The following is a 24,454-nucleotide window of genomic DNA, read 5'->3' as shown; positions in this document are numbered from 1 at the left end:
GATTATTCATCATCAAATCAAGCCCTTCATTTTGTTGATTTAACGGCAGATTGACTTGATTGAGCTAAATATATACCTAATAAAATGACCACAAAAGTTATACAGTCAGAGAAACTGACTTGTTCATTGAAAACAGCCCAAGCAAAAAAAGAAGCAAGAACTGGCTCTAAAAGCAGCGTCACGGCGACAACTCCTGATGATAATTTACTCAAGCTGTAAGCCACAAGCGCTTGACCAAAAACCTGGCAGAAAAAGGCTTGGAAAATGATGAAAAACCACCCCATCCCAGTAGAGGGAAGCAATCTACTTTCAAATACAGGTAGGACAGGTAACAGAAAGACTGCTGTGAATCCGCTGCGCCACAGCATAATTGTTGCCGGGCCAAATCGGCTTCTTAGTCGTTCTACTAAAATCAGATATGTAGCAATAAAAATCGCAGTTAGTAGGGCTAGGAGATCGCCAAATATTTGATCGCTCGCAAATTGCACCTTACTGAGTTCATAAGCGATCGCACCACCGACTGCCATAACCATACCAATAATGAATCTGCGATCAAACCGCCGACCGAGTAAAAAATACCCCATTAAGCCGACAAATAAGGAGTTCATATTAGACAGTAAAGCCACGTTAGCAACACTGGTTTGAGTTACCGACCAAGCCCAAAGGATTGAGTATGTAGCGCCAGCAGTTCCTAATGCGAACAATAAGGTTATTTCTTCCTTAGTCCAAGGCTTCTGTTCGATGGGTTGGTCTTCAGACTTTTGACGGCGAACAGCTTCCAGCCCACACCACAAACCGAAAACGATTGTGGCGATCCAAGCCCGATGAAATGCTACAGCATTTGCGCCAATTTCCCGTTCGCATAATTTGACCAAAACTGGCGCTAAGGATATGGGAATCAGCGCTACAAATAATGAGGCTATACCGCTCAAGGCTGGTGTTTTGGAGAGTTGCTGATGTACTAATTCCTGTTTTGCTGTCATTAATTAAAACCACTTTAAAATTACGACTTACTCCTTGACAAAAAATACTAAATATACTTATTAGGAAAATTACATTTGTCGTAGGGGTTTAGGGCGTGTTTTCAAAGTCTTATATTCCCCATCATCCCCCTTAACCAGGGGGACTTTAAAGGCTTTTTGGGGGTATCTGCGCGGATTTTTAGGAATAACGATTAGTTTTAAAACACGCCTTAGCTGTGCTAAACCCCGAATGCGCGGATCAATTTACCATCGCAGCAATGATTAATCAAAGCCAGAAACTCCTGATTTTGGTGAAAGCATACCATGATTCATTTGTACAGTGTGTCAGTCCTACACATCATAAAACAGTTTTACATGTGATTACAAAAATTGAGAATCTAAATATAGATTTAGGTTTGGATATCGCGATCCCTACAGATTAATTACAGCCATTCAGATTTTGGACAATCTCATGAAAATGTGTCCAATTTGGACACATATATGCAACAGTTTTGTCAAAGCCTGAGAAGATTGCATCTGGTAAGTAATTTCGCGGCAACTGTACTATATTCACTTCTAACTAAATGGTTATAGGAGATTCTAAGTATATAGTTGGTTCTTGCATGCTAAATTCTCTGCCATGAACATGAAGTTTTGCCGAGATAGATTCATTAGCTAACTCTAACAAACGTTTGCGAAATTCCGAAATAAACCAGAAATTAATACACCGAAGCTGACAGCTATAGATAAGTCAGAAAAAAATTCAATAATTTGTAAAATCCTGTATATTGTTGAATTATATTGAGACAAACCCCCAGAAGAATTAATGTTGCTACTGTCTCCATAATCTGCACATCTGTATTGCGAATAACGTAAGGAGTTTGATGCCAAAAAATTAAACACCAAAAAATGTTAAGTAATGTTAAGTAAGGTTAAGTAATGAAATTTCAGCAGAGTCATCTTTGCAAAACTAGGCGAGGTCTGGATTTGAGCTATTTGAATATTGTTTGGTAAAAAATCTGGAAATTTAAATATTCAGGCTGTAGCTGAATATATCAATATGTTGTGATTGCTCCCTGAACAATGGACTTTGAAACAGCATTCAAAATATTAGATGCAGCAGTTGTCACCCAGACAAAAAGACATCTGAAAGATATTGAAGTCGCCATACTCCGCAGTTCTTGGCAAGGGAAGAAGTATGACGAGATTGCCCAAACGCATGGCTACACTACGGAATACTTACAGCACGATGTCGGACCGAAGCTATGGCAGATGCTATCAGAAGCATTTGGGGAAAAGGTCAGTAAAAAGAATTTTCAAGCAGCACTAGAGCGACAGCGGCTTTCACGTACTGGGGCTTCAGCAAAACAGTTAGAGGCAATTTTCCAGTCTCACAAACTGATGTCATCTTCACAACTAAAAATGGAGAACATGACATCGAATCACTTAGTTTCCCGAGGAAATCGGGAAGCATTACTAAGTGTAGACGCAAATGAGCGATCGCAACTAAACACAGAAGCAGAATTCCCCGTGGGACAAGTACCTCTAGGTTCTCACTTTTATGTTGAACGCCCGCCCATTGAAGAGCGCTGTTATCAAGAGATTTTGCAGCCCGGTGCTTTAATTCGCATCAAAGCACCTGGACAGATGGGCAAAACTTCGCTCATGGCGAGGATGCTCAATGAAGCCAGAAAGCATGGCTATCAAACAGTATCTTTAAGCTTTCATTTAGCAGATAAAGCTGTTTTCACCAGCTTGGATACATTTTTACGCTGGTTCTGTGAAAGTGTGGGACGGAAACTCAAGCAGCTGCATCACTTAGATGATTATTGGAGCATGTATGGCAGTAAGGATAAAACCACTGCTTATTTTGAAGAGTGTTTGTTAGAAGAAATCGATAGTCCATTAGTAATTAGTTTAGATGGTGTCGATCGCCTTTTTCCCTATCGCGACATTGCCGAAGATTTTTTTAGCCTGTTGCGCGCTTGGTATGAGTATGCTAAGTATGGCGATGGCAGTAGCGAACTCTGGAAAAAGCTCCGGCTAGTTTTGGTACATTCCAAAGAAGTTTATATTCCCCTAAATATTAATCAATCTCCCTTTAATGTTGGGTTGAGCGTTGAATTACAAGAGTTTAGTCTCGAACAAGTCCAAATTTTAGTTGCACGTCATCAGGGACTACATTGGACTGATGAGCAAGTGGAAAAACTGATGGACATGGTAGGAGGACATCCTTATTTAGTCCGGCTAGCTCTTTATCACGTTCAACAGCAAGACAGCACACTTGAGCAATTGTTACAAACAGCCCCAACAGAAGCGGGAATTTACAGCGACCATCTCCGAGGACATTTGTGTAATCTCGAACGTCATCCCAATTTAGCTGCAGCTTTTAGTCAAGTTGTCAACAGTTTAGCACCAATAGAAATAGACTCAGAGTCAGCGTTTAAATTAAACAGTATGGGTCTAGTGGTGTATTGTAATGAAAATAAGGTAATGCCACGTTGCGATTTGTATCGCCAATATTTTCAAAATCGGCTCAGTTAGTTATGGGGCATGGGGCATTGGGCATTGGGCATTGAGTATGAGTACTCCGATATAACAAATGAGTACTCCGATATAACAAATGAGTACCCCGATATAACAAATGGGTACTCCGATATAACAAATGAGTACTCCGATATAACAAATGGGTACTCCGATATAACAAATGAGTACTCCGATATAACAAATGGGTACTCCGATATAACAAATCAGTACTCCGATATAACAAATGGGTACTCCGATATAACAAATGGGTACTCCGATATAACAAATGAGTACCCCGATATAACAAATCAGTATCCCCAAACAGCAATTGAAGCAACAAAGCAGAATTAGCAAAAAACTCAATCACCAATGCCCAATGCCCCATGCCCCATGCCCAATGCCCAATGCCCAATGCCCATTGACAAATGACAAATGACAAATGACAAATGACAAATGACATCGGCTTATAAATATCAAGTCGGAGGGAGTCTACAAATTGATGCTCCAAGCTATGTGCAGCGCCAAGCTGATAAAGATTTTTATGCGGCGCTCAAGGCTGGGGAATTTTGCTATGTTTTTAATTCGCGACAGATGGGTAAGTCTAGTCTGCGAGTGCAAACAATGCGTAAGCTGCAAGCAGAAGGTTTTGCCTGTGGTGTGATTGATATTACAGCAATTAGTAGCCAAGATATCACCCCATCTGAGTGGTATCTGGGGGTACTGCGGAGGTTGGCGCGGAGTTTTATCCCCAAATTCAAAGTCCTGAGTTGGTGGAGCGATCGCTCTGGTTTATCTCCAGTGCAGTGCTTGAGTGAGTTTATTGAGTCAGTGCTGCTAGTAGAAGTCTCGCAAAATATTGTGATTTTTGTAGACGAAATCGATAGTATTCTCAAATTAAACTTCAAAGATGATTTTTTAGCTTTGATTCGCGCTTGCTATAACAAACGCGCCGATCATTCAGCTTACCAACGTCTGACTTTTGCACTCTTGGGCGTGACTACTCCCTACGATTTGATTGCAGACAAACACCGGAAACCTTTTAACATCGGTCGGGCAATTGAACTCAACGGCTTTCAATACCATGAAGCTCAACCATTGGCTGAAGGATTAGCGGGTAAATTCCTTAACCCGCAGATAGTGTTGCAAGAAATCTTAGCTTGGAGTGGTGGTCAACCTTTTCTGACTCAGAAGCTTTGTCAGTTAGCGATCGCTTTTGACTCTCCCATTCCCCAAAATGGTGAAGCTAATTATATTGCAAATTTGGTACATAGTCAAGTAATTGAAAACTGGGAATCCCAAGATGAACCGGCGCATCTGAGAACAATTCGCGATCGCCTTTTTTACCAGGGCGTTGATGAAAATGGGATTGTGAGCCATAAACAGCGCCCAAGGAAATTATTAAAGCTTTATCAGCAAATTTTACACAAAGGTCAAATTACAGCAAATAACAGTCCTGAGCAAATGGAATTACGGCTCTCAGGATTGGTAGTTAAGCAGCAGGGTGTGTTAACAGTTTATAATCGCATATATGCTGCTGTCTTTAATGAAAATTGGCTAGATAAAGCATTATCGAGCTTACCGCGTCAAAAATTGACTAGTCAGCGCCGGGTTTCAATGGTGCTGACTTTAGCTGCGATCGCCACAACCTTGGTTATGGGGGTGCGGTATCTAGGACTACTACAGCCATTGGAGCTAAAAGCCTTCGACCAATTGCTGCGGTTGCGCCCAAGCGAACAACCAGATCCCAGGCTGTTAGTAGTGACAATCAATGAGGATGATTTTCAGCTTCCAGAACAGGAGCAGCGAAAAGGCTCGCTTTCGGATCGCGCACTCGCTTTACTTGTGGAGAAATTAGAGCAGTTCCAACCACGAGCCATTGGCTTAGATATTTATCGTGATTTCCCTGTAGATTCCAGCGAAGCATCTCTAGCCACTTGGATGGGACGCAACAAAAACTTCATTGCTATTTGCAAAGCCAGCGACCCCCAGATTAACGAACCAGGTGTTTCACCTCCGCCGGAAATTCCTTTAGAACGTCAAGGGTTTAGCGATTTTGTCAAAGACACAGATCGTATTCTCCGTCGCCATTTAATTGCGATCGCACTCAAAAACTCATCCCCTTGTACTACCCCCTACGCTTTGAGCGCCCAATTAGCATTTCGTTATCTAGATGCAGAGGGGATTTCTGTCAAGTACAACAACAACAAAGAGTTACAAATTGGCAAAGTCGTATTTAATCGCTTGAAAAAGCATATGGGTGCTTATCAGCAACTGGATGACTGGGGTTATCAAATATTGCTGAATTACCGTTCCTTTCACTCACCCTCAAAGGCTATAGAGCAAATCAGCCTCAAAGATGCACTCAAGGGTGCGATCGCTCCCCATCAAGTGAAGAATCGCATCGTACTCATCGGCATTACTAACCAAAGTGCTGGTGATTATTTTCCCACACCTTACACTACTCACCAACAGCCAGAAATGCCAGGAGTGATTGTTCATGCGCAAATGGTGAGTCAAATTCTCAGTGCAGTTTTAGATGGGCGAACCCTGTTGTGGGTTTGGCCTAGTTGGGGTGAGGTTTTGTGGATCTTTTTCTGGTCTGTTTCTGGAGGAATAGTAGCATGGCGCATTCGTAATTTCTGGCTTTTAGGATTCGTGGGAATTGCTGTAATTGTAGTTATCTCTGCAATCAGCTTTGTTATGCTCCTGAAAGGTATTTGGATACCGCTAATTCCATCTGTACTAACATTGGTAGTTACAGGCACTAGCGTAGTAGTATTAATTTGTAATTTAGAAAGCCATATAGAAAAGGATAATTCCGAAATTATGTCTCATGATTTTGATGATCTAAATAGCCTTCATTAAGTAGCCATCATGAATTGCATACACCAAAACGCATGAAAAAATTTCTCATTCCCCTCCTCGCTTGCGGGGAGGGGTTAGGGGTGGGGTTCTTCGGATTTAGTAATTAATCAAGCGGACATGATATTACTCCTGAAGTCAACTTATTTTTTGCACGGCTTATACTAATTCTCCAAAAAAAGGCTAAGGATTCAAACCGGAAAACTTAGATTAAATATGACTTTATTAATTACGAATTATGAATTACGAATTACGAATTACTAACGCCTGCTTTCTCGCTTTAATATCGCTTAGCTTAACCCTACTACCAACACAGCCCGTAAAATCTCAGATTCCCGGAACGGAGATTTTTAACGTACCTCCACCACCTCCTGATATTAACGCACCCACCAATCGCACAGCAGGAGGAAAACGCGGCTGCTCGGTCATGACAAACCAATCCAACGAAAAGCAACTGACAGCGTTGGTTCCGGTTTATGGATCTCCAAAAGCGCAACTAGTCTTTGGATTAACGGCTAGCCCTAATCCAACTTTCTGGTTTTATGTTCCTTATGTAACCACAGCTAACGCAGAGTTATCTCTAGAGAATGAAGCGGGACAAACTTTATATAAAAGACCTGTTTCACTCTCTGGAAAACCAGGAATTGTCAGCGTTTCTCTACCATCAACAGCTTTCTCATTAGAAATTGGTAAGCGTTATCATTGGTATTTTGATGTTTACTGCGATCCACAACAACCACCTGTTTTTGTTGATGGTTGGATCAAAAGAGTTGAACTCAACGCCACTGTGAAAAATCAGTTAGAAAAAGCAACGCTAAAGCAACGCGCCACTCTTTATGCCACTAATAGTATTTGGTACGATTACTTGAGTGCTTCAGCTGAACTTCACCGCCTAGAGCCAAAACAAAATGATTGGGCTAAGATATTGCAATCTGTTGGTTTGAATGACATTGCTTCAGAACCGATAGTAGATTGTTGCCGATAATAACCAATTACCCACCATTTTTCCCCTTGGGAATGGTATCTTTATTTATCTGTTTCTTTGTTAGCTCTGCCAAATTCTCTTAATCTCTTATTTCTTAGCGCATATCGCAAGCGTTGCGAAGTGCGGCTATAAGCCGCACTTCGCAACATCAGCTTAGAATCCCCTGTGATTCCATCCAGGGGAGAAGTCAAGCAGGGTTGAATTGAGATCTGCGTTGTAGTAGTTGAATAATCGCAGCCTTTTCCAAAATCCCTACTAGTACGCCGTTTTCGCCAATCACATTCAACGCAGATAGCTGTTGTTGTTCTAGTAGCTGAACTACTTCTACTAATGGCTTGTCAGATTCGACTGTGGTAGATTCTGCAATCGGTCGCATTACTTGTTTGATTTGAGTTTCTGACCACTCGCCTGTGGGGATGGTGCGCAAATCATAAGATGCGATCGCACCTACTAATTGTCCTGCATCGTCAGTCACTAAGAAGCGCTCCCAGCTTTCTCCACTCAAGATGCGCTGATCGGCGAACTCTCTCAAGGTGAGATGAAGAGAAACAATCGGGCTATTGGGCGTAACCACATCCGCTGCTGTTAAACCTGTCAGTTTTTCCTGAACTTTGGCAAATTGCGCCGCATTCCCGGCATTTTGCAACAGAAAGAACCCGACTAACAAGTTCCAGATGTTAGCAAAGCTGCCAAATAATAGTAAAGGAATTAAACCAGTGGCGATCGCCACCCAACCAAATATCTGACCCACGCGGCTAGCAAATGTCACACCTTTATAAGGATTGCCTGTAATCTTCCAAACTAAAGCTTTCAGTATATTTCCCCCGTCCAAAGGCAAGCCAGGAATCAGGTTAAACAGTGCTAGGGCTAGGTTAACAGCAGCCAGAACACCAAGAATTGCGGCTAATGGCCCTGTGGCGGCGGTAGCATAACCAATGCCTGTGGTGAGACCGCATATCAGTAGACTAACTAACGGCCCTGCGATCGCTACCCAAAAAGCTTCACCAGGAGTTTTCGATTCTTTTTCTAAACTTGCTAAACCACCAAATATAAATAATGTGATTGATTTAACATCAATTCCTTGACGAAGCGCAACGAAGCTATGTCCTAATTCGTGGGCGACGACAGAGGCAAATAACAACAGCGCTGTCATCAATCCTAGTACCAAAGCTAGCCCCCCAGATAATTGGGGAAATTGTCCCATCAGTCCGCTGCTATAAGTCCAAGTGACTAAACCTAGCACTAAAAACCACGACGGATGGATATAGAAGGGAATCCCAAAGAGATTACCAACGCGTATTGTGCCATTCATGTCGTTCACCTTTGATTTCAGCATCTAGAGGTTTGCTTTCCTCTTGATGTTTCTAGTGTAACGAAATGTAAACAAAGATTAATCTTTCTTGCAGTAGGGGTGTCCGTCCTTTAAGGTGCGGTTATTTGGATGTAGATGTTTTTACATCTGCTGGCAAAGCGTAAAAACCCAAGTGATTGCCAACTGGACGTTCCCGCATCGGTAATTTGGTATGAACAGGAGCATTTAATACCTTTGCGTTATTAGCCTTTCCCATCACTAAGGTGACGGAACCGCCACCATCTAGGTTGAGTGCGGTATCAGCACCTAAATCTATAGCAGTTTTCGTTAACTCAGCCAGAGTCAGTCCGTCGCTATATAAAGGTTGTTTACCATCGACAGCAATTAGCCAAAGTTTATTACCCTCCCGATTGATTGCTGCTGCTAACCGGGGATAGGGTTTATTCTCAGAAATTCGAGAACTAACAGGCTTACCATCAACCACTAACATTTCTTGACCGGCAATTCCCTGAAATGTATCTTGAGGACATTTGCCAGCAGCGAAGATTTGGGCAATATTATTTTTAGCAAAGCAGATCACAGCCTTATCTGATAGTGCTTTAGTATAGCGCCGTCCATTAGAGATCGATTCTCCTTGAGGATTGGAAGGATCTCCACTATGGGGATAGTAATCCCAAGGTGATTTTTCCTTAAAATGATGAAAGTAGCTACCATTGACAGCCAATTGCAGCTTAAATTCACGCAGAAATTCAGAAGTAGTGCGGGCGAAAGTTTTTCTACCTTTACCGGTGTTTGGTGGAGTTACCAAAGGTTTGATTCCCGGTGCGGTTAAATCAACAGTGACGATATGCATCGTTACAGGACGCGGTTGGGAAATAGCACGACGTTGATAAACAATACCCTTAAACAATACTTGCTGTTGATCAGTCCGGGATGGACGTAACAAACACAACCAGCCGTAGAAGAGTGCGGGTGATAACAATAGACTGAAAACAGCCGCGATTAAAAATCGGCGGATGTAAACTCGGTAGGGATGTGGCATAAATTCATTGCGTAAAGTCAACTGATTTTTCATGCACCCCTATGTAATTATGACAAATGCCCAATCACCCATGCAGCCCTGGAAGTGCGATCGCCACTTTGCCGCAGATAATAAAAATTTTCTCAAAAACCCAAAAGTAAGAAATTCCCGTCTCGAATTTCTTACTTGGGCTGCAACAATCAAGGTAGCTCAATGCTTACCGGAGCCATTATCGCGCAGCTTTCTTGCTCAGCACTGGCTTTTAAGAAAATGCGATCGCTTTTTTAGGGACTTCCAGAAAATAAATTATGCCAAATTGTAGGGGCGGGGTAACCCATACGTGTCAACTTAACGTGAAACCCTTGCCAAGATGTGATTTGATACAAAATCACGTACCACCAAGATCCGCGCTACCCCACCCCAGTTTTGCTGACGCAAAACTTCCCCTCCCCTTGCCAAGGGGAGGGGATTAAGGGGTGGGGTAAAACGCCTGTGGGATAAGCCTTTTAGCTTAAGTTGACACCAATGGGGGTAACCCCGCCCCTACGAGTTGCGGGTTTGGTAGGTTAATGATTGGAATATTTTTTTATTTGGAAGTCCCTTAGGCGCGATCGCTAAAATGGATATGCATCTTATGGCACTTTTAGGATGCCCTAAAATCGGCTTGAAATCACTGGCTAATAGGGGTAGTGTGTAGCTGCAATCAGGGGCAAGATGAATGAACTGAGAAGAGTTTGAGGTTTTGATTATACGTAATGGCTCAATTGTGTAATCGTAGAAAGAACATTCGGGTGGTTTAACCACTACCTTTGTCTTAGCAAGGATTATGAGCGTCTACCAGAAATGAGTGAAGCAGCCATATATGCTGTCATGACTCGTATCATGTTGCGTCGTCTTGTCTCCTAAAGATTTACTTCATAAATAGTCTTTAATTTCACTATTTATTACTTGTTTAATCCGGAAACTGACAGAAGAGGGCTAATTGGGAGGGGCGGAAGATAATACTTCCCCTCGACCTAACTGATACTCGAAGAGGGATACACCACTTCAGTTTGATATTCAGCCAAAATGCTATCAATCCAAAGTTTTGCGCGATCGCTCAATTGAAAGTCATCCGTCATTACCCGATCGCGGACAATAATCCTGACAATATCACCCCCACAATAGCGATAGTTTCCTACGCCAGCCACTCGTTGAACTAAGGCTTCTGTTTTACTATTTAAGCTATGGCAACGATGGTCAAAGCGGCTATAGTCAAGATTACCAGCATCATCCATCGACCAAATTCCCGATTGGGGTGCTTTTATAACTTGCTCAATGCTGTCTTTGGTATGCTTAATAATTAGGGAACCCCAACAGTCCTTAGCTAATGAATCAGTTAGCCAAGCTGTATTAAACCCATGAACATCAAGTTCAAATTCAACATCCGCAAATTCCAGCAAATGAAATAGAAACAGGGGGATTTGAGCGGTGGCAAAGGCAGAATGGCTGGTCAAAGGAGTTACCCCGGAGATGCGGGGGTTAATCTCGCTGAGGTAAAGCTGACCTGACTGGCGATCAATAAGATAGTCAAGGTCAAAATAACCTCGGTAGCCGACTTTGCGTAACTGTTCGGCAAACTTAAGGGTATATTCTTGGGCTTGATGACAAATGGCTGGAGTAAACGCCCCTGAAAAAAGTTCATTCCCAGACCAACCACCGCGATCGGGCGTTAATTCTGGAAACCCAATCACTTCCGTTTGCAAGGGAGCAACAATCGTTCCGACTTTGGTAATGCAAGCTTCTTGAGTGGCTGGAGCACAATTGATCCGTTTCATGATTTTAACAACACCACTACTCCTAATCTTGTCTGCATAGTTTTTCCAGTCGGTTTCATTGGCAATAAAAAACGTAGTATGCCCAGAGTCGCCAAATGCGGTCTGAATCACAAGATCCTGACCAAGATTATGGATTCGGGCGAGGTCTAATAAATGAGGATAACTGTCAACGTTTGATAGGCAGTTAGGCACACTGGGAACACCTGCTAGATTGCCAAGACGAACCGTTTCAATTTTGTTATCGAGTTTGTTGCGGAGTTGAGCAGAGGGAAACCAAATCTCAATTTGATGTCGTTCGCATAAAGCTTCAGTTTCTTCGTCAAACATTAGAAATAGAGCGACCGATTGACTGCCAAACTGTTTGATATAGTCAATTACCTCTGGATGCCGGAGCAGGTAGTTATTATAGTCAACAACGTCCAGTGGTCCTTCTTGAAGATTGTGAATGTTTTCAAAAGGAGAGTCGTGCATTAATGAGGGCGTGAAATGATGGGGACATCGTTTATCCCAACAATCACGATAAGTAATACTGCTAAAATTTTTCACCCATTCATCCATGCCCAATAGATTAAAGTTGGTTGGACTTATGAAAAATAGAGGACGTTCATTAGCAAGTAAGAATCGGCGAATATCTGCAATGCTTTGTAGTTTCAGTGTTGATTGTGTCATAAATCGTTTCTAGTGAGGTTGGGCAGAATAATTCCAGCGACAATGAGTAACGAACCGATCCATTGATAATTAACAATATCCTCTTTGAGAAAGAAATAAGCGGCTATGAGTGCAAAGACTGGCTCAAAGGAGGAAAACAACGAAGCATAGGCAACCCCAATCTTTTCAATAGCTAGATAAAAGCAAATTCCACTCATTGCAGTAGGAACTAGACCTAAGCTGAACCCAACTACTAATTGATTGGCGTTCCAGCTTAATAAATTGGCTACACGACCGTTGAAGCCAAATAAGATTGCCATGAATAAAAAAGTGTAAAAAAGTGAACTGAGAGGATTAATTTCTCTCAACGATTTTTCCACTACAATCCAAGAAAAAGCAGAAATAATGAGAGTAGCAATAGCTAAACCAATACCCAAAATATTTAGTTGGCGGCTAAACGCATCGAAAAAGATAAAGGATGAGCCGACAATGACTAAAACCAATGCCGCAATAAACAAATGAGAAATTCTCTTTTTAAGCAATAAAATTGAGAATAAGCTAATCAAAACTGGATTTAGATAAACAATGAGGACAGTAGTTGAGACAGGAAGATACTTCAGCGATTGATAAAAAAGTAGGCTTTGAATAAAAAATAGGCTGCTAACTATAATGATTTTCCAGAAGGCTGACCTTTTAATTCGTAGAAAACTGGGGTTTTTCCAAATCGAAAAAATAAATACACAGATGGTAGCAACAACATAGCGAACTAGAAGAATATCCATCACCTGCATATTATTGCTGTAAGCGAGTTTGATCAGGATTGCAACCGTTCCATAGGCAACGGACGAAAGCAATGTTAACAATAAACCATGTATCAGATTGGCATTTAATCGAATGGTCAAAATATTTACTCCTGCTAATAACAAGTCATAATTTCTTCAATATCTTTGGTAATTAACTCAATCATGTCAAACGTCCAGTTTTGTTTCACAACTAAACGCAATACTTGGATCGTATTTGTTGTCAGGGGTAGGGCATAACTTGGTACAACCCAATGCCGTTCCCGCAATTTTTGAGAGAGTTCCACCGCAAATGTTGGATGGGCATAGGGATGCTTAAGACGAAGCACTAAAATTGGCAAGTAATTGGAATCACTAACAGTCTCGAAATAGCCTGTTGCCAGTAGCTTAGATTCCAGAGCTTGAGCCTTTTCCAAGGTTTCCAAAACAATCTGGCGATAGCCCGCCTTCCCTAAGCGGAGAAAGTTGTAGTACTGTAACAGCACCATCGCACTGGGACGTGAAAAATTCAGCCCATAGTTGGATAAAACATTACCCATATAAGACACATCAAAAACCAACTCCTCTGGTAGTACTGAGCGATCGCGAAACAACAGCGTACCCATGCCAGGGTAAACCAAACCAAACTTATGATTCGAGACATTGATCGATTTCACTTGTTCAAGGCGAAAATCCCACTGTAATTCGGGATGGGCGAAGGGTGTTATAAACCCACCAATAGCAGCATCCACATGGATGGGAATATCCCATCCCCGCTCTTGTTTAACGCTAAGGAGCAGGTCATTAATATTGGCAATTTCATCGAGTTGTGCCGTGTAGGTATTGCCTAAAACACAACTGACGGCAATGGTGTTTTCATCGATTTCTTTGGCAACCTGATCAGCAGTGAGAATGCACTGGTTCGTTTCTACGGGAATAACACGGCTGGGAACATCAAAATAGAGTGAAAATTTTTCCCAACAAACATGGACATTATTGCCCATCACAATATTAGGGCGGTCACTGGGCTGACGTGTCTGCTCACGCTGTCTACGCCAGGTAAATTTATGTGCCAGCAGCCCTAGCATGATGGCTTCGGATGAACCAACCGTTGCCGTACCAATCAGTTCGCATTTATCAGGAGCGTTGAACAGTTCCCCTATATGGCCAATCACTTGTTGATGGATTTCTTCAAGAATGGGATAGGCGAATTGGTCAATAAAGTTTTGACCAACCACCTGTTGCAGCAATGCTTCGGCTGAGTTCGCGAAATAAACTGGAGTTTGAGTGAAATCATGCCAAAAATAACCAACACACAAGGCAAAGTCTACCTAGTAGGTGGGGTGTTAGTACCATTGGAACAGAAAACCGGGATAAGCGTTATTACATGAATAATACAATTTTGTTTCAACGCTGAAACCCTTGTTTTCTCGTTAAGCAGCTACCTGGTGACTTGAAAAATCAGCTACTACAACCATAAATAAAAGCCTTACTACATAAGGATTTTAAGCTTAACCCGGTTCTCTGTTCTAATGATTCTCATACCCCAATGAGCGCTATTCGTCACATCAATATATATAGTCATTGCGTTACACAATTGGGCTATTATGTGTAATCAGAGCCTCAAAGCCTTCCCACTTCATTCATCTCCCACACGCGATCTCCGTCCCTAGGAGAAAAAGCCAATACCGCGCAAGGAAGTTGAACAGCATTGCTTCACCAAAAGCCCACCTGTAGGAAGGAAGCTTTACGGTGTTTACACACAGGCTTTCTTACTTTTTTCTTTCCGAGAATGAATAAAAAGATTTTATGAATTTTTGCTACGCTGCGAGATCCTCGAGACATACACGAAAACGAGGATCGGCGCAAGAGCAACCCCTAAAAAACTATGTGGTCAAGCAATAGTGTGGAAAACCGCCCTTGAGGATAGAGTTTGAAAAATTCCTACCTCCGGCACTAGCTAGATTTGTTAATCTAGGAATAATAAAAGTAGTACTAATGGTGCTGGCGTAGCTGGGCAACTGCTACCAAGCAGTAAATTGTTATTCAAACTGATACTCAGAGTAAGAATTATGACAGCATTTGAACCAAACAGTATCCGTTCTTATAGCCAAGAAGATGTACAGCAAATTCTTCAGTTGGCGATCGCTAGTCATGCTGAAAATACAGACAGAGAATTTTCTTACAATGAGTTGTTAGAAATCGCAGCTGAGTTAGAAATACCTCCAGATTCCTTAAAACTAGCAGAACGCGAGTGGCAGGTGCAACAGAGCGAAGTGCAAAGAAGGCAGGTTTTTCAGCTTTACCGCCGAGATAGATTTAAGAAACGGTTCGGCAAGTACGCGATTATTAATGTTTTCTTCATCTTAGTGGATTTACTTAGTGGTGGCGGTCTTTCTTGGTCGCGGTATATTTTGCTATTTTGTGCTTTTCTCGTAGGGCTGGATATCTGGAATACCTTCCAAACTAAAGGTGAAGAATACGAAAAAGCTTTCCAGAACTGGAATCGCAAGCATCAGATTAAACAAACTATCAATTCAGTTGTCAATAGATGGTTTAAAGCATTGCAGATTTAGACACCCTTCTAGGCTGCGGGCATTTGTTTATACTCGGCTGACTCTACCAACTCACAAGTAACTCCCAAAGCGGCGGTAAACTTTTGTTCAACAGCCTCTAATTCTTCTAAAGGAATGGCTTTCCACTGTTCTCGTGTTGCCCAACGAATGACAAATATAATTTCTGTAGAGTCGAGAGGATTGATCCAAACTTCTTTACCAATAAAACCAGGATACTCAGCCAGTGCTGTTGTCCAAATTTCTGCATCCTTGAGGAGAAAAGTTTCCCGAATCTCAGTAGCAATTTTAAACTTCAGTAATTCTATAACCACACCAAGCCATTCCTTGTACTTGCGAATTTGCCAAAATAGAGTTGTAGGCTAGAATAGCTACGCTTTTAGCATAGCTTGATTGCATACGCTCCAGAGCAAGGGTAGGCTGGTGGGAAATAACTTAAGAGGAAGGGAGTATGGATAATAACAATTGGATGCAGCAATTATTAATGCTTGGTATTGGCACAACGTCTTTAGTAGCAGACAAACTGCGACAAGTTAGTGATGAACTAGTTAAGGATGGTAAGCTCAATCCTGAGCAAGCAAAAGCTGTGATGGATGATATTGTACAGCAGTTGCGATCGGAACAGGGAACTTGGGAAGCGCAAATGCAACGGCAAATGCGCAATATGATGCAAGATTTAGGTGTTGCTCGTCAGTCAGAGGTGGACGAACTACGGGGTAGAATTGACCGTTTAGAGCGTCAAGTGCGCGATTTAGAAAATAAGCTTTGGCGCTAGGACATCCTTTGTGATTTAAACTAATTGTGTCCTGTTGGTCATGCTGTGACAAACTACCTAAGTAGGGAGGCTTAATTTTGAAAGCAATTTTACTCAGCGTTGGGTTAATGCTGGTATGTGTTGTCGTATTAGTGATAGCGCAAGTTGGCAGTAAACAGGACTCTGCCATTGCTGCTAATCTCACCGAAACTACACCAGCACCCACTACTATTACTGAAAACAATACTTTGATTGCGAGCAACACTATGTCTGATGCCAATACCGTAACTACCCCCTCTGGACTGAAATATGTTGAGATAAATGAGGGGACTGGGGAGACTCCTCAACGTGGACAAACGGTCAAGGTTCACTATACTGGTACTCTGGAAGATGGTAAAAAGTTTGATAGTTCACGCGATCGCGGCCAACCTTTTAGCTTTAAACTCGGCGTGGGACAAGTAATCAAAGGTTGGGACGAAGGACTTAGTACAATGAAAGTCGGTGGTCGTCGTCAGTTAATTATTCCGCCAGAATTAGGTTATGGCGCTCGTGGTGCTGGTGGCGTAATTCCACCTAACGCTACCCTAAACTTTGATGTGGAATTGCTAGGTATTCAATAAGAACTGAGATTTTCCACTATTAACTCAAATCTCGTCAAATCTGTACAGATATCTTCATCTTGTGCAGATTTTTAGTTTTAGCAGTTTTCATTGATTGAAAGCCCCTAACCCCTAGCCCCTAACGCCTAACCCCTAGCCCCTATTTTCAAGTTATTTCATGAAAAATTTATATATTTTTGCTCTTTTTTTATAAAGAATTTATTTAATATCAGTTTTTCTACTTAAATATTGATTACATTAATACCTGTAAATAACACTTAAAGTCACAAAAGCTAAGTATATTTATTCGCATTCATTGGCGAGTTAAAAGAAAAATGACATTAGCAACCAGACTATTGCAATGAACATTACTCACCTGAAATCAGCCAAATTGTTCAAAACCGAACCATTTTGGCTCTTAAGTATTGCCGCTGGACTACAGGCAATTTATCTTACCTTGGTTTGGAAAGCTGATGATGTCGGCCATTTAGGCATGAGCATTCTGTTTTTGTTCGCTATCAGCTCCATATTGTGGGATAAACGCCATACATTGAAGTTTGAAAGTGATGTTTTCTCCAGCATCGTAGGTTGGCTGATTATTAGTTGGGTATTATGGCAGAGTGCTACCCATATTTCCGAATATGCCCTGCGTGTTTTATCCTTCTCTGCTGCTGTTGGTGTGAGCTTGCTGGCTTCTGGTTTTAAGGGCTTAAAGCAATATTGGGAAGCATTGACTATTCTATTTTTCCTCGAAATACCCAGTGTACTGGCCGAGTTATTTTTGGATATTTCACCTTTAAGTGCTAAATTTGCTAGTCTTCTGTTATGGTACTTAGGCTTTGATGTCACGCTTAATGGTGTTAATATTTATCTGCCTACTGGTAGCGTCAAGGTAGTTCCTGGCTGTTCTGGCTTAGACACGATCAACTATCTATTAGGTATATCAGTTATTGCTCTCATCATGTTCCCCATCGCTAAGAATAAGCGGTTTTTTGTAGCGCTTTTTGCTATGTTCTTAGGTTTTGCTCTCAATGGAGTCAGGATTGCCATACTAGCAGTGATGGTAGGAACAAACGAAGCTGCTTTTCATAGCTGGCATGGAGGAAATGCCTCTTATTCCTTTGGTGTTTTGGCTATCGTGATATTTGGATTAGTTTACATGTTGCTGCTGAAGCAAGAAGAGCGGCAAATTCAGAATAAAGAACAATCTTGATATTGATCCATTTTAGCGGCAACAAAAACAAGCCCCACATCCAAAGAAAAGGCGGTGTGGGACTGAAACTCTGACATGCATCAGGTAAATCTAAAATCCACGCATCCAAAATTCTTTCACCTGTGAACAACCGATGTCAGTATTTGGTCAATAGCTGCTAATACATCCCCATTTAGCTGAACACCCGATGCAGCAGCATTATCAAAAATTTGTTCTGGACGGCTAGCACCGATAATTGCTGAAGACACACGCTCATCTGGCAGCACCCAACTTAGAGCTAACTGTGGCATACTCAACTTTAAGTCTTGGGCTATGGGTTTGAGTTTCTGTACTGCGGTGATTGTGCGATCGCTAAATAGATTCTCCATCATATACCAATTCATTTTTTCATTAGCTGCACGGGAATCTGGCGGTGGTGTCTGTCCTGGCTGGTATTTACCCGTAAGTACACCTTGAGCCAATGGCGACCACACAATCTGACCGATACCATTAGCTGCACACAAGGGAAAAACTTCTGCTTCCGGTTTGCGCCACAGCAGAGAATACTTATCGGGGGTAAGTAGTTAGCCCAATCTCTAGAGATCAGGACTTACGCAACTGGCACAGGCGATCGCTAATTACTGGTACCTTAGTACTATATAACTGACGCAACTGGCATAGGTGATCGCTTTAGAGGTAATGGATAGTTTATTTTGGGATGCACCAGAAGTAGTGCGCTTTGGTGTAACAGAAAACCTCTACGGTAGTGAAGAGATTCGCAATTTTCGCGCCTCTCGACCAAACCCAAAAATTGAGCGCGAAATTTCTAATCTTAAAGTTGTGACCTTTGGCAAGGAGACAGCAACTGTTACTCTAGAATTTCGCCGCATTATCAATAATGTAGAGCGTTTTGGCAGACAAAGCCAGACTTGGTACAGATTTCCTCAAGGATGGAAGGTAGTTTGTGCTCATGTTTCTTTGTTACCAGTATGACTAATATGACCGAATTCGTACCGAACCATAAATAGGTTAAAATGTGGATTCCTTAAATTGGAATATATTAAAGTCTAGATATCTAGTAAAAGATAAATGGCTTGCACATTGATGTTCTCACTTGTAGTAGCCATTTAATTGCAACAGTTTTGCGCGGTTGAAGCTAATTCAATATCGAATTTTTCCATTGTCTTTGAATGCGTAACATTTGAATGTTGTACAGACAATCATCAACGAGTCTTTTATCATGAAAATTTTCTTCAATAATCTGTAAATAATGCTCAATTTGTAAGGCATATAATCGATTAGCTACATATTGGAGTCTTTTACGCATTAAATCTATCCATAGCTCTGTTTCTTGTTGTTCTGTACTCATAAAATATTTCTCTTTCAATCAGCCAATATCTAATATTATTACTAAGCCATATATTAAATAATATACAATGCATCAATCAGGTGTGTAAATATTTTTACTTGAAAATTTGTTAAAGTAGCTCTAATGGCTTTAAACACACCTTGTTTAAGAGCGCTTTTATGTTATTAATATGACTTTCTTATTGGTATTACAATTGCAAATTTTTGTAGGATGGGTAATGACCACCGCCGATGATGACAAATTAAGATATTAGAAATGATATTTTATCTATTTTCAAAATAAAATAGGTCATGAGTAGTAGAGAAAAAACTCCTCCTATATCAAAAGGAATAGTACTATTCCCTAATGTGACGCAGTTAGATTTCACAGGGCCGTATGAGGTTTTTAGCAAATTACCCAATACAAGTTTATACCTGCTAGTGGAAACTCTATAACCCATCAGGAGCGATCGCGGTTTGACGTTTTTACCTGACACCACTTTTGCTCAATCCCCACCCTTGGATGTGTTGTTTGTCCCTGGAGGGCCTGGTATTGATGCCAAACTGGAAGATAGGAATTTTTTCAATTTCCTGAAAATTCAAGGATAAAACGCCCGCTATATGACATCCTTTTGCACGGGTTCTGTGCTGCTAGCTGCGGCTGGGTTACTCCAAGGCTATCGCGCCACTACTCACTGGCTATCCCTGGAGTTATTGGGGTTGTTTGGAGTTTAGGTAGTACCACAGCGAGTTGTGATTGCTCGCGATCGCATTACAGGGGTTGGTGTCACATCAGGAATTGACTTTGCATTAGTGATAGTAGGGGAATTTTTCCCAGAAGCGATGTCTGACGACAAGCCGCTTCTCTTCTCCGAACGAGACGCTGACGCGAACGCGTCTACGCCCAATCAAATCAACTAGGAATAGAATACAATCCCCAGCCTCGCTTTAACAGTGATTCTCCCCACACTGCGCCGGAGGTTTTAAGAACTAAAAACTAAAAAGTAAAAAGATAATCCCCATAAATAAATTGAGGGGATTTTATAAAGACGTATTATTTCTCGTTGCACTTTCCACTCGAAATAAATGTTTTTATTTCGTTTCCTAAATAAATTTAGGTGGCTCACAACCATTTTTATTTGCTGATTTGCCCAATCAAACCATCACAATTCATTTAGTTACAAGATATTTATAACCATACGATAAATCTGTCAAATTCAAGTATTATTTATGATTAACAAATGACCAATGACCAATGACCAATGACAATTAAGAAAAGTAGCAGTTCGGGAAGAGCAGCCAAACTGCTACTAGGAGCAGAAAGAATTAAAATCATCTGTTAATTGGGCGTAAGCGACTTCTTTTGTAGCTAAATAAGTCTTGATCGCTTTTACCAAATCATGCAAAACATCTTTGACATATTCCCAAGTCTGGGCTTAGTTACAACTGTGGGATTCGTGGTGCTAATAGCGATCGCAGTGTCATCCCATCTGATACCAATTCTATGTACTAGTTGGCAATACAGTATTTGGTTGCATTAACCCTTTAAATAGCTGGGATTCCATTGCAACCAGTAACTTTCCAAAGACCTAGCAATTACATCTGCTAATTTACCAAATAAAGCATATAGCAAAATGCTTAATACTACAACATCTGTTTGCATAAATTCTCTAGCGTTCATTGCCATATAGCCAATGCCAGAATCAGCCGCGATGGTTTCAGCAACAATCAGTGTCAACCACATGATACCTAAAGAGAAGCGTACACCCACCAAAATAGAAGACAATGCTCCCGGAAGAATAATTCGCCAAAATAAGCCCCAAGTATTTAAACCATAAACTTTTCCCATTTCAATTAATCCAGCATCTACACTGCGAATACCATGAAAAGTATTTAAATAAATGGGAAACATTACACCCAAAGATACAAGAAATAATCTAGCTTCGTCCCCAATACCAAACCATAAAATTACCAAGGGGATTAATGCTAAGTTAGGAATATTACGTAACATTTGAATAGAAGTATCTAACAATTTCTCAGCCAGGGGAGAAATGCCATTCACTAACCCCAGTATAAAGCCAATACTACCACCAACTAAAAAGCCAGAAATTGCCCTAGCAGCACTAATACCAATATTTTTAAATAATTCACCAGTTTGAGCTAAATGAACAGCAGCACCTACCACACTTAAAGGCGCAGGTAAAATTCGGGTAGGAATTACACCTATAGAAGATAGTAATTGCCAGACAACAATTATCGATAGGGGTACTAACCAGGGAATAAAGGATTGAACTTGGCGATTTTTGAGGAATTGATCCTTTAATTTTTGCTTTTTCATTGTCTGCCTTGATGAAAAACTATTAGAAGTAGAAGAGATAATTTTCATATAAATTCTCCCAAAAAATTTTCAGGTCAAAAAGATCTTTTTTTGGTGAGTGATTAACCGCACTAATTTTGAGAATAATATTTGTAGTCAGCACTTTAGTCTTCTATTCAATCAAAACTGTTGCGGTTATTCACTCACAATCTCAATTACTAAAACGGGCGACTTCCAGCTAAACTTATACGCTTCAATACCCGTCTTTCATTAGGGTCAAATGGTTGTCTGTGGTGCAAAGTAGCTTGATTATCCCAGTAAACAATGTCACCTATAGCCCATTTGTGTTGATAATAAAACCGTGGCTGATTGAGATGTTGGCGCAATTGAGCAATTAATTCTGCTCCTGCTTGCGGTTCTAAGCCAACTACTTCTACTTCTGTGGCGTAATCAAGGTATAAAATCTTTTTACCGCTTTCTGGATGCGTGCGTACCAGAGGATGAGGAAACACAGGGCTAATTAGGGGAATACTCTTATCAAGACGATAATCGGAACGAGGTGCATTCCGATCGCGCAAAAATGGATTGTAAGTAATTAACTGTAAATCTGCTATTCGCTGCTTGGTAGACTCATCTAACGTCTCATAAGCCAAATTCAAATTCAGCCAAGAAGTCTCACCACCTTGGGAAGGAACTTCTAAAGCATAGAGTAGAGAACCACTAGAGGGGTAGGGAGTCCAATGGTGATCGGAATGGAAAGCTAATTCACCTGTACCCGTATAACCACCATCGACGTTAGAAACAGGAATAATCACTGGTGTAACTCCTGTTTCTGAAGCTAAAACCGGGATATCTTCTGGTGGTACAAACAAGGAACCAAAGTAGAACGCAAAGTTCAAAAATTGCTCATCAGTTAGCCGTTGATTCTTGAAAATGAGAATATGGCGATCGCGCAATGCTTGTTTTAGTTGCAAAATTATTTCAGGTGCAACAGCTTGACTCGCATCTAATCCTGTAACAACAGCACCTAAAGGTGCATCTAAGGGAGTTATTTTAACTTCTGTTAACGTTAATGTGGGCATGGTGTTCTTCTTTGTGTTGTGAAAATGGTGAATGAGGAGTGGGGGAAATTTGTAATTGGTCATTGGCAGAAGGATTTTGATACCCTCTTTGTGGGGATATAGAAATTCCCTCTTGTCCCCATCATTCCCCTCATCTTCTAATTACTGCTTGGCCAATACATCTTGAGGTGTAATTTTGGTATATTCTTCAGGTGTCAAAAATCCATCTTTGACATTTACCTTTTTAGGTATGAGTTCCAAAGAAAACCATTTGTCAGCTACTTCTTGTTGTTTGGTAATGATTTTCTCCGTAATTGGTTCCAATGAGAAATCATATTTACCGTGCATAGCTTCTAAGGTTGGGACATCCAATTGCGTCACAGGTGCAAGTAATTCGGCGATTTCTTTTGGATGTTGTTTAGACCAAATTTGGGCTTTTTGTAGTTCGTCCAAAAAGACTTTAATTACTTCGGGATTTTCTTGATAGAATTTGCGGTTTGTGGAGTAAAAATTGTTAGTATCCCGCAATCCATTACCGCCATCTATCAGCACACGACCAACTTTGTTTTGCACATTTCTGGTAACAAATGGTTCCCAAATAAACCAAGCATCTATTTTGCCTTGGCTAAATGCGACATTCGCATCGGGAGGTGGTAGGAAAGCCGACTGGACATCAGATAGTTTCAGCCCTTCTTTTTCTAAAGCTCTCACTAATAGGTAATGACCAATAGATGCTTTTTGAAAACCAACTTTTTTACCTTTCAAATCTTTGACACTTTTAACTGTCGAATTGTTAGGTACTAACAGCGAAACTGCTTTACCATCAGAGGAATTAGCCGCTAAATATACTAAAGGAGTTCCGGCTGCTTGCGCAAAGACGGGGGGAGATTCTGCTGTGGAAGCAATATCTAGACCATTGGCATTTAATGCTTCTAATTGTTGTGGTCCCGCCGCAAACTCAGGCCATTCTAGCTTGTAACCAAGGTCTGCTAATTTTTTTTCTAGCTTACCTTGTTTTTCAAGAACAGCTAGGGCAGTCAGCTGTTTAGAACGTACAATTCTCACTACTTTCTGCCCACTACCAGATGTAGATGTATTAGCTGTGTTAGTAGTTGTATTATTTGTATTAGAAGCAGATGAATCTGCTTGTTTTTGAGGATTTTTATCTGGTGTACTGCAACTGAATAGTGTTGTTGATAACACTAAGCTGTAACCAAGAGCAAATAACGCTGACCGACGAGTAATATGTCCGCGTTTCCCAGATGCTAATTTAGCTTTCAGACCTTCCATTAATTGACTTACCTCTGCCTTAAAAATATTACAAAATACAAACTTAGACAAGACGAAATACCCTCAGCTAATGACTGCGGGTATCTACAAATTTTTTTATCTTGAATTCTAATTTCATAGGGTGTTGTTAAGCTTGAGCGAAATGCACTACAAAAATGTCTTGGATATAGATAGAACTACTTACTATCTAATTTTTGAAAATTAAGTTTGAATAAAATAACTACAGAGCCACAGCTTAGTTTTGATATCAGATTTGAGAAATTAAGGTGGAGTAAGCCACCTTAAGATAGATTCATGAGAGGGTTACTGTGATGGAAAATTGTAATTAAGGAAGCAGAATATGATTAATCTTGGATGAGCCATCTATATTTGGTAAGTATTGTCCGGGTATTTACTGGAAAAATTCAGA

At 41.0% G+C, this 24,454-nt stretch carries 23 protein-coding genes and 1 pseudogene; 11 read left to right on the top strand and 13 right to left on the bottom strand.

Annotated features, from left to right (window positions below; genetic code table 11):
- Positions 1-26: 26 nt before the first annotated feature.
- A complete protein-coding gene (locus tag AACU32_RS13725; protein WP_096600298.1) occupies positions 27-983 on the bottom strand; it encodes a DMT family transporter in 957 nt (318 codons plus the stop codon).
- Positions 984-2,045: 1,062 nt separating this feature from the next.
- Between AACU32_RS13725 and AACU32_RS13720 the strand changes: the two genes are divergently transcribed.
- The 3 genes from AACU32_RS13720 (at position 2,046) to AACU32_RS13710 (ending at position 7,335) form a co-directional block, all read left to right on the top strand.
- Positions 2,046-3,506 carry an AAA-like domain-containing protein gene (locus AACU32_RS13720; protein WP_096600294.1) on the top strand — a complete coding sequence of 487 codons (1,461 nt, stop codon included), beginning with the start codon at positions 2,046-2,048 and terminating at the stop codon, positions 3,504-3,506.
- Positions 3,507-3,941: 435 nt separating this feature from the next.
- A complete protein-coding gene (locus AACU32_RS13715) occupies positions 3,942-6,353 on the top strand; it encodes a CHASE2 domain-containing protein (protein WP_096600290.1) in 2,412 nt (803 codons plus the stop codon).
- A gap of 235 nt (positions 6,354-6,588) precedes the next feature.
- Positions 6,589-7,335, top strand: coding sequence for a DUF928 domain-containing protein (locus AACU32_RS13710; protein WP_096600288.1), 747 nt, complete (start codon positions 6,589-6,591; stop codon positions 7,333-7,335).
- A 187-nt stretch (positions 7,336-7,522) separates the two neighbouring features.
- Here AACU32_RS13710 and AACU32_RS13705 read toward each other — a convergent pair whose 3' ends face one another.
- Positions 7,523-8,647 carry a site-2 protease family protein gene (locus AACU32_RS13705; protein ID WP_096600286.1) on the bottom strand — a complete coding sequence of 375 codons (1,125 nt, stop codon included), beginning with the start codon at positions 8,645-8,647 and terminating at the stop codon, positions 7,523-7,525.
- A gap of 121 nt (positions 8,648-8,768) precedes the next feature.
- Complete coding sequence (locus tag AACU32_RS13700; RefSeq protein ID WP_339377865.1) at positions 8,769-9,722, bottom strand: phosphodiester glycosidase family protein; 954 nt, start codon at positions 9,720-9,722, stop codon at positions 8,769-8,771.
- Between the two features lie 16 nt (positions 9,723-9,738).
- On the opposite strand from AACU32_RS13700, the gene AACU32_RS13695 reads away from it, so the two are divergent.
- Both AACU32_RS13695 and AACU32_RS13690 read left to right on the top strand, forming a co-directional pair.
- On the top strand, positions 9,739-9,990 hold the full coding sequence (locus AACU32_RS13695) for a hypothetical protein (RefSeq protein WP_339377864.1): 252 nt from the start codon (positions 9,739-9,741) through the stop codon (positions 9,988-9,990).
- Positions 9,991-10,439: 449 nt separating this feature from the next.
- Positions 10,440-10,574 (top strand): annotated as a pseudogene (locus tag AACU32_RS13690) (transposase); the annotation flags it as partial.
- Positions 10,575-10,684: 110 nt separating this feature from the next.
- On the opposite strand, the gene AACU32_RS13685 reads toward AACU32_RS13690, so the two are convergent.
- From AACU32_RS13685 to AACU32_RS13675, 3 genes are read right to left on the bottom strand one after another with little or no spacing between them, the layout of a single operon-like run.
- On the bottom strand, positions 10,685-12,154 hold the full coding sequence (locus AACU32_RS13685; protein WP_096600282.1) for a biotin carboxylase: 1,470 nt from the start codon (positions 12,152-12,154) through the stop codon (positions 10,685-10,687).
- Positions 12,151-13,059: an EamA family transporter gene (locus AACU32_RS13680; protein WP_096600280.1), complete on the bottom strand. Its 909-nt coding sequence runs from the start codon at positions 13,057-13,059 to the stop codon at positions 12,151-12,153. Before AACU32_RS13680 ends, AACU32_RS13685 begins: the two co-directional genes overlap by 4 nt.
- Positions 13,050-14,231: a glutamate decarboxylase gene (locus AACU32_RS13675; protein ID WP_096600278.1), complete on the bottom strand. Its 1,182-nt coding sequence runs from the start codon at positions 14,229-14,231 to the stop codon at positions 13,050-13,052. The genes AACU32_RS13680 and AACU32_RS13675 overlap by 10 nt, the downstream gene beginning before the upstream one ends.
- Before the next feature lie 753 nt (positions 14,232-14,984).
- Here AACU32_RS13675 and AACU32_RS13670 point away from each other — a divergent pair.
- Entirely contained in the window at positions 14,985-15,488 is a 504-nt protein-coding gene (locus AACU32_RS13670) for a 2TM domain-containing protein (RefSeq protein WP_096600276.1), read from the top strand.
- 8 nt (positions 15,489-15,496) lie between these two features.
- On the opposite strand, the gene AACU32_RS13665 is transcribed toward AACU32_RS13670, so the two are convergent.
- On the bottom strand, positions 15,497-15,799 hold the full coding sequence (locus AACU32_RS13665; RefSeq protein ID WP_096600274.1) for a TIGR03792 family protein: 303 nt from the start codon (positions 15,797-15,799) through the stop codon (positions 15,497-15,499).
- 137 nt (positions 15,800-15,936) lie between these two features.
- Between AACU32_RS13665 and AACU32_RS13660 the strand changes: the two genes are divergently transcribed.
- The 3 genes from AACU32_RS13660 (at position 15,937) to crtA (ending at position 18,051) form a co-directional block, all read left to right on the top strand.
- On the top strand, positions 15,937-16,260 hold the full coding sequence (locus tag AACU32_RS13660; RefSeq protein WP_096586857.1) for a phasin family protein: 324 nt from the start codon (positions 15,937-15,939) through the stop codon (positions 16,258-16,260).
- 77 nt (positions 16,261-16,337) lie between these two features.
- Positions 16,338-16,859 (top strand): FKBP-type peptidyl-prolyl cis-trans isomerase, encoded by a 522-nt coding sequence (locus AACU32_RS13655; RefSeq protein ID WP_339377863.1) that lies wholly within the window; start codon positions 16,338-16,340, stop codon positions 16,857-16,859.
- 340 nt (positions 16,860-17,199) lie between these two features.
- A complete protein-coding gene (crtA, locus tag AACU32_RS13650; RefSeq protein WP_096600272.1) occupies positions 17,200-18,051 on the top strand; it encodes a cyanoexosortase A in 852 nt (283 codons plus the stop codon).
- A gap of 116 nt (positions 18,052-18,167) precedes the next feature.
- Here the strand turns inward: crtA and AACU32_RS13645 are convergent, their stop codons facing one another.
- The gene (locus AACU32_RS13645; protein WP_339378683.1) at positions 18,168-18,587 is read right to left on the bottom strand and encodes an aldo/keto reductase; all 420 of its coding nucleotides are present in this window, start codon (positions 18,585-18,587) and stop codon (positions 18,168-18,170) included.
- Between the two features lie 142 nt (positions 18,588-18,729).
- Here AACU32_RS13645 and AACU32_RS13640 point away from each other — a divergent pair, with 142 nt between their 5' ends.
- Positions 18,730-19,023, top strand: coding sequence for an AtzH-like domain-containing protein (locus AACU32_RS13640; RefSeq protein WP_096600268.1), 294 nt, complete (start codon positions 18,730-18,732; stop codon positions 19,021-19,023).
- Between the two features lie 163 nt (positions 19,024-19,186).
- On the opposite strand, the gene AACU32_RS13635 is transcribed toward AACU32_RS13640, so the two are convergent.
- On the bottom strand, positions 19,187-19,399 hold the full coding sequence (locus AACU32_RS13635) for a hypothetical protein (protein WP_096600266.1): 213 nt from the start codon (positions 19,397-19,399) through the stop codon (positions 19,187-19,189).
- Positions 19,400-19,854: 455 nt separating this feature from the next.
- On the opposite strand from AACU32_RS13635, the gene AACU32_RS13630 reads away from it, so the two are divergent.
- Positions 19,855-19,986 (top strand): hypothetical protein, encoded by a 132-nt coding sequence (locus AACU32_RS13630; RefSeq protein ID WP_339377862.1) that lies wholly within the window; start codon positions 19,855-19,857, stop codon positions 19,984-19,986.
- A 122-nt stretch (positions 19,987-20,108) separates the two neighbouring features.
- Here the strand turns inward: AACU32_RS13630 and AACU32_RS13625 are convergent, their stop codons facing one another.
- From AACU32_RS13625 to AACU32_RS13610, 4 genes are all read right to left on the bottom strand, one after another.
- Complete coding sequence (locus AACU32_RS13625; RefSeq protein WP_339377861.1) at positions 20,109-20,234, bottom strand: hypothetical protein; 126 nt, start codon at positions 20,232-20,234, stop codon at positions 20,109-20,111.
- 680 nt (positions 20,235-20,914) lie between these two features.
- Positions 20,915-21,715, bottom strand: a complete 801-nt coding sequence (ssuC, locus tag AACU32_RS13620) for an aliphatic sulfonate ABC transporter permease SsuC (RefSeq protein ID WP_096607991.1) — start codon at positions 21,713-21,715, stop codon at positions 20,915-20,917.
- Positions 21,716-21,912: 197 nt separating this feature from the next.
- Complete coding sequence (locus tag AACU32_RS13615) at positions 21,913-22,776, bottom strand: TauD/TfdA dioxygenase family protein (RefSeq protein WP_096600264.1); 864 nt, start codon at positions 22,774-22,776, stop codon at positions 21,913-21,915.
- Positions 22,777-22,917: 141 nt separating this feature from the next.
- Positions 22,918-24,045 carry an aliphatic sulfonate ABC transporter substrate-binding protein gene (locus AACU32_RS13610; RefSeq protein ID WP_096600262.1) on the bottom strand — a complete coding sequence of 376 codons (1,128 nt, stop codon included), beginning with the start codon at positions 24,043-24,045 and terminating at the stop codon, positions 22,918-22,920.
- Positions 24,046-24,454: the final 409 nt, after the last annotated feature.

The organism is Calothrix sp. NIES-2100 (assembly GCF_963875285.1).
Classification (GTDB): Bacteria; Cyanobacteriota; Cyanobacteriia; order Cyanobacteriales; family Nostocaceae; genus Aulosira.
This window is presented reverse-complemented; position numbering and strand designations above follow the sequence as displayed.